Annotated in this window: 1 protein-coding gene; it reads left to right on the top strand. The window is 58.5% G+C overall.

Features of this window, described 5'->3' with window-relative positions; all coding sequences use genetic code 11:
* On the top strand, positions 1 to 614 hold a 614-nt coding region (locus Q0757_RS16905), incomplete at both ends, for an IS256 family transposase (RefSeq protein WP_298789291.1).

Below are 614 nucleotides of genomic sequence, written 5' to 3'. Positions count from 1 at the left end.
GCGGAGATCGCCGATCTCCTCGAACGCATGTACGGCCATCATTACACGCCGCAGACCATTTCCAACATGACCCAGACGATGGAAGCAGAGGTGGAAGCCTTTCGACGCCGGCCATTGGCGAAACGCTATGCCTGCATCTATCTGGACGCCACGTTTATCGCGTTAAAACGGGATACGGTGGCCAAAGAAGCCGTTTATATCGCTGTCGGGATCCAGGAAGACGGCTCTAAAGAAGTCCTGGCGTATCTGCTGGCTCCGACCGAATCGGCGGGCAACTGGCAGGAACTCCTCGAGGATCTTCAGGGTCGAGGCCTCGAAGAGGTGCTTCTGGTCGTGTCTGATGGTTTAGCGGGCATGACGGATGCCATCCATGCCGTCTATCCGGAAGCCCGGCACCAAACGTGCTGCGTGCATGTCTCCCGCACCCTTGCCCGCAAAGTCCGCGTGCAGGACCGTCCAGCAGTTTGTGCCGATTTTAAAACCGTGTACCGGGCTAACAGCCGCGAGGAAGCCGCCGAAGCCCTCCAAGCGTTTATCACGGCGTGGTCGCCGCGCTACCCATCGATTCGCCGGGTGCTCGACGAGCACCCCACGTTACTCACCTTTTATGATTT

Origin of the sequence: uncultured Marinococcus sp. (genome assembly GCF_947493875.1) — a bacterium.
GTDB lineage: Bacteria > Bacillota > Bacilli > Bacillales > Marinococcaceae > Marinococcus.
This window is presented reverse-complemented; position numbering and strand designations above follow the sequence as displayed.